At 46.6% G+C, this 8,196-nt stretch carries 8 protein-coding genes; 3 read left to right on the top strand and 5 right to left on the bottom strand.

All coding sequences use genetic code 11. The annotated features are described in order from the left end of the window. The first annotated feature begins 517 nt into the window (after positions 1 to 517). From QUB70_RS30475 to QUB70_RS30465, 3 genes are read left to right on the top strand one after another with little or no spacing between them, the layout of a single operon-like run. Positions 518 to 1,498 (top strand): radical SAM protein, encoded by a 981-nt coding sequence (locus QUB70_RS30475; RefSeq protein ID WP_332985466.1) that lies wholly within the window; start codon positions 518 to 520, stop codon positions 1,496 to 1,498. Between the two features lie 17 nt (positions 1,499 to 1,515). After that, positions 1,516 to 2,259 carry a formylglycine-generating enzyme family protein gene (locus QUB70_RS30470; protein ID WP_332985465.1) on the top strand — a complete coding sequence of 248 codons (744 nt, stop codon included), beginning with the start codon at positions 1,516 to 1,518 and terminating at the stop codon, positions 2,257 to 2,259. 15 nt (positions 2,260 to 2,274) lie between these two features. After that, complete coding sequence (locus tag QUB70_RS30465) at positions 2,275 to 2,817, top strand: hypothetical protein (RefSeq protein ID WP_332985463.1); 543 nt, start codon at positions 2,275 to 2,277, stop codon at positions 2,815 to 2,817. Between the two features lie 441 nt (positions 2,818 to 3,258). Here the strand turns inward: QUB70_RS30465 and QUB70_RS30460 are convergent, their stop codons facing one another. The 5 genes from QUB70_RS30460 to QUB70_RS30440 form a co-directional block, all read right to left on the bottom strand. Further along, positions 3,259 to 3,513, bottom strand: coding sequence for a DUF4926 domain-containing protein (locus QUB70_RS30460; RefSeq protein ID WP_332985461.1), 255 nt, complete (start codon positions 3,511 to 3,513; stop codon positions 3,259 to 3,261). A 10-nt stretch (positions 3,514 to 3,523) separates the two neighbouring features. After that, positions 3,524 to 3,859 (bottom strand): DUF6883 domain-containing protein, encoded by a 336-nt coding sequence (locus tag QUB70_RS30455; protein ID WP_332985460.1) that lies wholly within the window; start codon positions 3,857 to 3,859, stop codon positions 3,524 to 3,526. Positions 3,860 to 4,191: 332 nt separating this feature from the next. Next, on the bottom strand, positions 4,192 to 6,186 hold the full coding sequence (locus QUB70_RS30450; protein ID WP_332985458.1) for a calcium-binding protein: 1,995 nt from the start codon (positions 6,184 to 6,186) through the stop codon (positions 4,192 to 4,194). Between the two features lie 465 nt (positions 6,187 to 6,651). Then, positions 6,652 to 7,785, bottom strand: a complete 1,134-nt coding sequence (locus QUB70_RS30445) for a cob(I)yrinic acid a,c-diamide adenosyltransferase (protein ID WP_332985457.1) — start codon at positions 7,783 to 7,785, stop codon at positions 6,652 to 6,654. 120 nt (positions 7,786 to 7,905) lie between these two features. Then, positions 7,906 to 8,196: transposase (locus tag QUB70_RS30440; protein WP_332985456.1), on the bottom strand; the 291-nt coding region annotated here is incomplete at its 5' end.

The raw sequence follows: 8,196 nt of genomic DNA, 5'->3' as shown, positions 1-8,196 counted from the left end.
ATGTTTTTTGGATACTCAAGAACTATTCTCCAATATACCAGATTATGTTAACATAAAATTTAGATGCGTTCGCCCTGACTAGGAGACAGATATATAGCGGTCACAGCAAAATTAAAGTACGCCGCAACCCTGTGCAGTCAAGCTTTTTAAGTTTGATTGTGTATTTCATCTACCCAATAACCGATATAAAAAACCTAACAAATATCATAAAAATATAATTTTTTTTATTGTTAATATACTGTGGTTAACTTAACATAAAGATAAAAAACTACATAAATATTTTTTTCTAAAAATGCTATTGTTTTTGGTAGTCTCTCTCAAAAAAGCAAGTAGCAAGCTCTTGATTAATAACAGTAGGCGGTTCATGGATTTCAAAAGGAATCTGTTTTTTGCTCATGGGTCAAAAGTAATGCCGTTTTACTTTAACATTGATACTTATGGGCAAGCAAATTGGAAAGGGGAAGCAGAGGGTGCAAATTGTATCACGATTAGAGTAGTGAAAAAGAGCTAACACAATATGCAAAGTAAGGAACAGCTTTTACGCCCAATTTATATAGGCAAGCGGACATTTATTGGTCTAAAAGATTTGGTAATTGCGTTTTACGCCCAAAAATGTCCGTTCCAATGCTCTTATTGTAGTTTGCCAACAAAATCCCATCCCGCTCCGCTACCAGTCAATCAAATTAAACAACAAATTGATTGGAGTTTTGAGCAATATGCAAATGAATTGAGTAGTTTCCAACAACTTTCAGTAGGTAACGAAGGATCTATTCTAGATCGGGAACGTTTTCCCAAGGAAGCAATGGTTTACTTACTTGAACAAGCACAAGCAATGTCTTCTTTGAAAGTCTTATCCCTGGAAACCCGCCCAGAATATATTTTACCAGCAACGATGGAGGAAATTTTCCATTTAACCCATGCTGATATTGTTGATGTGACGATTGGCTTTGAAACACAGGACGATCATTTGCGCGAAGTCATTTTAAATAAAAGCATTCGTCGGAAAAATTTTGAAGCCAAAATTAAGCTGCTGGGTGAAATAGGGGTTAGACTCACAAGCTACGTCTTGTTAAAACCAGGCCCAACAATGACTGAAGGAGAAGGTATCAAGGAGGCCATTCTAACAATTGAATATCTTGCAGAAGTCTGTCAAAAATTTGGTACTGATTTGATAATCTATCTTAATCCGGTATATGTAGCCAAAGGCACACCTTTAGCAAAGGCTTTTTCACTTCATCAATATAAACCTGTTCGCATCCAAAGTGTTGTTCAAGTGATTGCTGAAACCCGTGATTTGAACGTACCGATTTATACAGGACTGTGGTCTGAAAACAATACTGATGGTTATGGTGATTATACTGTCCATAAGGATTATCAACCAGAAATCCGTAACGCCCTAAAACAGTTTAATAAAACTCAAAATTTTGATTTGCTTCAACCTTTCGCTCAGCTCGAACTTGATGACAGACAGTATCAATCTCTACCAATTTCCCTGTGAAAGGCTTTAGGTGAGCAATGTTATTAAACAGCTTTGACTGGATTACTATCCCCGCAGGTTTATTTTGGATGGGGACGGATCTGAGGGTAGATAATGTCGCCGCCGATAGTGACTGGGCTAAGCAAGTTGAACTACCACAACACGAACTCTATTTGCCCAGCTATCAAATCAGCCGTTTTCCCGTCACCAATGGACAATGGGCACAATTTTTAGCACACACCAATTATGCCTGGGCGGATCGGCATAAACTGTGGGGACATGGCTTGCCAAAAGGTCAAGAAAACCATCCAATTCTGTGGGTGACGTGGCATGATGCTGTCGCTTTTTGCTCTTGGGCGGGTGTCCGTTTACCCACGGAAGCCGAATGGGAAAAAGCGGGTCGCGGGATAGATAAACGCCTGTATCCTTGGGGAAATAACGCGCCCACCTCCCAATTGGCTAATTATGGCAAACAGGTGGGTAAGACAACAGCGGTAGACGCCTATCCACAAGGCAAAAGTTATTACGGCTTATTTGATATGGCGGGTAATACCTGGGAATGGACAAGTACGATTTGGGGAACAGATACCCATAATCCTGAATTCACCTATCCTTATCAAGCTGACGATGGGCGGGAAGATATGGATAATAGAGATATTTTGCGCGTTGTGCGAAGCGGTGGATGGAAATACACGCCGGATTTGATTCGCTGTGCTTACCGCGATTGGAACAAACCCCATGTCAGGGGAGGCGGACTTAGCTTTCGTGTTGTCGCATATTAACAGAGGATACAACGGATGGAAACTATCATCTTGGATTTGCCACCTGCCATAACCAATAATTACCTGCAAAGCCACGCTAATGTGGATAGACTGAGCGATCAGTATCAGAAAACTTATCAGTATATTCGTCGTTCTGCCAAACCAGTCGGCTTTTTAGTCCATGAGTATTTGGTGTTGAAACTCTATTCTATGCTACGGGAAACCGAGCCATTGCCACAAAATTTGCAAGAGAATTTACACTCTTTTATCCTTGACGAAATTAATCAAGGGCGTGTGGATGCGAAACAAGGTGTTGGTTTTGCTATTTTGTCCCAAGGATTCTTGAGCATTAATATCTGGGGACGCGGCAATGTTTTGTTTACACAAACGTATACAGTTGAAGGGAGTTTTCCTGAATTATCGCCAAAACCACTGGAAAAAACGGGGGTGGCTTGTACGTGGGAAATTAAAATTATGAATTATGAATATGCTTTATGGCATCACTATCTGGAAACTAAGATGAGCATTGCTGATAAAAAAGCTTATCTCCAGAGTTTCATTACAGGTAACTTATTTTAGTGATGTCTTGGGGCAGATATAGCGTAGCTGACACTAGAGGCAAACTAAACAGTTTATACCATTTTTATAAAATAGTGCAACACTCTTCGACCCCCCCTAGCCCCCCCTTGCAAAGCAGGGTGGATTAATTGTCATCCTAGAAATAGGTACGTAGTTGGGCTTTAGCCCTCTTGAGACGTATATAGAAAGAGGGCTAAAGCCCAACTACGTACCTTTATTAATATAACAGTTGCGTCCCAGACGCGAGCTTTGAGTGGTGCTTTCTGTCGTTTCAGATTTCTTCTCCCCACAATAAAACCACCCTGCCTAACCCCCCTTAAAAAGGGGGGGACAAGAAAGCTCTTCAAGTCCCCCTTCTTAAGGGGGATTTAGGGGGATCTCCGGCGCAGAAAAAGTGTTAAGTGAACCGTATTGGATTATAAAGATTATTGGTGACCAAATTCATCGGCTAACTGCCCCTACAGATGCTACTAAGTCATAGTGTAAAAGCATTAATTTTGTGGCGGGAATTGTCTCCATTGCATAAGTTGTGCCATCTTGATGAGAAAATTCTACCTCAAAAGCACTGCCATCAAATTCCATCACAACTGTTCCTACTTGTCCTTTATATAATTTAATGATTTGTTTGGTTTCAAAATGGGTTGCTTCTAAATCTTCAGTTAAAGCAACAATATCTAGGTCTTTAATTGTTTTCATTGTTTTTACCTCACTTTTTGACGGGATAACAACTTGTTAATCTGGGGAAAGTTTCACCTGAGCGGACGATCCAAGCTGCTAGAATCAGAGATTCACCTACTTCGGTTTTCAGCAAGAATTTCATGTTGTAATGTGTTCCGTATTCATTGTTTTTTTGAATAACAACATCTTCGTTGATAGCAGCTTCTTTTAAAGCCTGTTTGAGCATTTCAGCATTTTCTAGGATAATGCCTAACTTACTGGCAAACAAAATAGCTTTATTTTTTCCTTCTTGATGATTCAGATTTAGAGAATATTCTTCTATTTTATTGCCTAAATCTGCTAGATGACCGTTGGCCAGTTTCACTATTGATAACTTTTTTTGAACGACAAAAAAGAATATTAGTCGGCTACGATAATCGACTTTTACTCATCTGTCAATTATATCGTCTTTGAATTGGGGGCTGGTTTATCAAGATTAATGGTGGGTGGCAAAATTCATCGGCTAACTGCCCCTTCCTTCCAATGCCCAATGCCCGATTCCCAATGCCCAATCCCCAATGCCCAATCCCCAATTCCCAATGCCAATAAAAAAGCTAGGGATTCAGATCCCTAGCTCCAAACATCGCACAATTAGTTTTTAGAGTTGGCGCGGGGAATGGCTTTTTTCAAACCCATTCCCACCCGCTGCCACCTAAATTAAATCAGCACAATATCTGTCGCCGTCAAGCCTGGTCTGCCGCTGAAGTTTGCCAGTGTAACGGCTGCTTGGGGTCCAGAACCGTCAGGATCGAACAACAAGCGACCGGTGTTATCGGTTTCGGCTGCGTCCAGTCGAGCTTCATAAACAAGCAGTGGCCCGGCAGCAGCCCCGGGATTCCCTTGACTGTTGTAAGTCCCTCTGTCAAGGTTTAAGAACTGCTGGGAAACCGGTCGGCTTGGCAGATTAAATAATCCACTTAAGCCGAAGGTACTGGCATTCAAGACTATCTTGTCTTGCCCGACATCAAAACCCCCGATTTGGTCTACGTTGGTACTCCCGAGCGCCGCGACGCCCTCGCCGGAGTTCTGGTAGTAGAAGCTGTCATTACCGAAGCCACCAATCAGCGTGTCAGCACCGGGCCCGCCGCCGAGAGAGTCGTTGCCGTCACCCCCGATCAAATAGTCATTCCCAAAGCCGCCCAACAGGGTGTCGTTTCCGGCACCGGCATCCAAGGTATCGTCCCCGAATGTTGTGTTGGATAAGTCGCCGAACAAGATGTCATCGCCCGCACCGGTAGTGATGACATCAGTAGCGTTGCCACCAGTGATGAAGTTGGAGCCCAAGGTATCGGTAATGAAGCTGACCACTGTGCGGGCAGCAGCAGTAATAAAGTCTACGGTGCTAGCGAAAGAGATGGTGTCGTTACCGTCAGACGCGCCAATCAGGCTATCGCGCTGGGTGCCAAAGATGATTCTGTCATTCCCGACGCCACCGTTCATCAGGTTGGTAACGGTGAAGGTGCTGCCAGTAGGATTTGTATAGCCAGTTAACAGATCGTTGCCCAGCCCGCCGTCGAGAGTAACCAAAGCAGTACCAGTACCAGTAAAAATGGCACGGGTAGCATCGATAGTATCCTCGCCATCTCCACCGGCTGCGTTAGTAAATGTACCGCTCAGGCTGTCGTTGTTATCGCCGCCGATCATTGTATCGCTCGCAAAAGCTGCAACGATCGTGTCGTTGCCCACTCCACCGTCGAGCAAGTTGCGACCCGCGAACCCTCCAAATGAACTCTGGGCGCCTCCGCTCAAAGTTACATTCACCGTCGTCCCTGACGAGATGAAGTCGTCGCCTGCACCTCCCAAAGCGGTATCCTGCGTGGCAAAAACCCTGATCGTGTCGTTGCCGTCGCCGCCGTCAAAGAAGTTTCTGCCGGCGCCAAACTCGCCAAGACCGCCAACGAGAGAATCGTTGCCGCCACCGCCGAGCAAGGTGGTTCTCTCAATGCCGATCGTGACGAAGCTGCCCTGAGCAAACTGGTTCGGCTGGCTACTGTTGGTAATGACCAAGGTGTCGTTGTCAAGATCGCCGGAGAGGTAGCTGCTGCTGGCCACACCTCGTAGCGTGTCGTTGCCTCTACCGCCGAAGAGAGTGTCTCTCTGGTTGATACCTACAACCAAGTCGTCGCCCAAATCACCCCGCAAGTAGTTGCTGCCTTCATTGCCAGCGAAGCCAACAGCCAAGCCACCAGGTAAAGAGAGGTTGTTGCCACCGCCTGCGATGAAAAAGCCGATCGCGTCATTGCCCTTGCCGCCGTAGAGGGAGTCTCTTCTCTGCGCCCCTCCCAGCATCGTATCTGCGCCCTCATTACCAAAAATGAGGTTAGCTTCGACAGTACCTTGGAGGAAGTCTTCTCCCAAACCGCCGTAGATCGTAGCGCGGGCTTCAGCGACTATGGTGTCTGCGCCTGCGTCGCCAAACAGCAAAGCCGGAGTGCGCTGGGATCTGATTGAGTCTTCGTCCTCGCCGCCGTACAGGGTATCGTTCGGGCCGACGGAAATCAGAGTATCGTTATCGCCTTGGCCAAATATTAAACTGCCGCCCAGGGTGGAAGTTCTCACGAAATCCGCCCCGGCTCCGGCGAATATTGTATCCGGGCCCAGTCCCGGAAGGTTTAAATCTAATTGATTAGGATCGTCACTTAACGTTGTCATACACCTTCACTCCTCTACTTCTTGTTGGTCATCGCTTGTGCGACTACAGACACTGCCTAGAACACCGAATGTTTGGATGCCGCTGTAGTTTAACCTGTTTGCCAGCCGCAAGTCTAGCCTACTGGCGTTAACCCTGTCTAGACTTTCTCCCTGGCGGACTTTTTGCTTGTAAGCTTTTATTTTCAATGCCTTCCACCCTTTTATAATCCTTTTGCACAGTCTCAGGTGCTCACGCTCAACAAGACGCGGCTGATATTCTTAATGTTCCATTCTGGATTGGCGGTCGGGGATCGCGTCCGGGGGAGGACATTAAAGATTTAAAAAGGCAGATCGGGTCGATCGGGAAGACAAGGAAAATTGGGAGATTGGTTACTTGGTTGCAAGGCTTTGGGGCAATTTCCGGTTTCCCAGGCAGCGCCGTCTTTAAATAACTGGTACGATCGAACTCGCCAACTGCTGGGGTAGCTAAAAATCTACGCCCCGCTTTAGTTCTACGCCCCGATCGCCGTAGTGTTTGTGACAGTATACCTCGGAGTGTACGCTTGCCAAGTCAAAGTAAGCGTGGGGTTTGTGGCAGCGCCCGGTGATAATAATTTCTGTATCGCGGGGCTTGCGTAGCAGGGCTTCGACGATCGGCTCTACGGGCAGCAGTTCTAAGTCTACTGTGGGATTGAGTTCGTCGAGAATAATCGTTTTGTACCAGCCGCTGGCGATCGCACATTTGGCGATTTCCCAGCCGCGTTCTGCTTCTATGCAGTCTAGCTCTTGCTGTTGTCCCCGCCAAACTATAGCATCTCTGCCGCACCGCTGGTGGTCTACTAGCTGCGGGTAGCTTTGGCGCAAAGCTGCGATCGCCGCATCTTCTGTATAACCGGTGCCGCCTTTGAGCCACTGCACGATTAACACCCGGTGAGATTGGTCTTGGCTGATACCCCTGCCGATCGCCTGCAAAGCTTTTCCCAAAGCGCTTGTAGACTTGCCTTTGCCCGCTCCTGTGTATATTTCGATACCCGAAATATTGTGATCTGCCGCTGCGGGGTGATAGTGGGGCTTCATTTCTGAATGCAAGTCGGCAATCTCCAGCAAAGCTTCGGGGGCCGCTCGGCCTGTGGCGATGACTTCTAAATATTCTGGTTTGTTTTTGAGGGTTTGGACTACTTCGTCAACTGGCAGCAAACCCAAGTCCAATACGGGGTTTAGTTCGTCTAGTACCACGACGGAATAGAGATCGCTGGCGATCGCTCCTTTGGCGATATCCCAGCCTCGCACAGCTTCTGCGCGATCGAAGCGGGTGATTGCTTCGGCCCCAAAATATTCGGCTCTGCCGGTGCGCACTTGGTCGATCAAGTGCGGAAATGCCCGTTGCAAGGCTTCTATTGCTCCGTCTTCGTCGTAGGAGCGGCCGGGGCCTTTGAGAAAGCGCAGCAACAAAACTCGCGTGGGCGAGTCAGAATTGATACCCAGCCCGATCGAGCGCAACACTACTCCCAAAGCTGCCTGAGACTTGCCTTTACCAGCGCCGTCGTAGACGTGAATCTGACCCGCGGCGCGTTCCGACCGGGCTGAGGCTGTCCGAATACCAATGCCATTCCTTACCATAATCAGCAGTTATTTGAGTCTGTCTCGGGGTGGGTATTCGATCGCGCGGATTGAATGTTTAATGTTTCCATTCTGTTGGCCGATCTCAACAGATTATACGATAAGTCCTAACTGATTCATTCACGCTGAACATTTCTCTACATAGCTTTGCAATGCAGGAGATGTAACGATAGCAATCCCGTCATTACTGACAGAACAGGTCGAATCCGACAAAGCACGTAACAAAATATTACGTGCGCCGTTCAAATCTCGCTCAATTACCGTTTGGCAATTAGGACATTTGAACACTTTAGAACCCCCAAGTTTTAGATGAATATGACCGCATTTTCCACAAGTCTTAGACGTATATGCTTCAGATACATCAACAACAATCGAACCATTTCTGTCGGCTTGGTGTTTAATGACTTGCTT

The sequence above is a fragment of the Microcoleus sp. A003_D6 genome, assembly GCF_036702825.1.
GTDB lineage: Bacteria > Cyanobacteriota > Cyanobacteriia > Cyanobacteriales > Microcoleaceae > Microcoleus.
The sequence above is the reverse complement of the archived record's forward strand: the minus strand, read 5'-3'. Positions and strand labels throughout refer to the sequence as shown.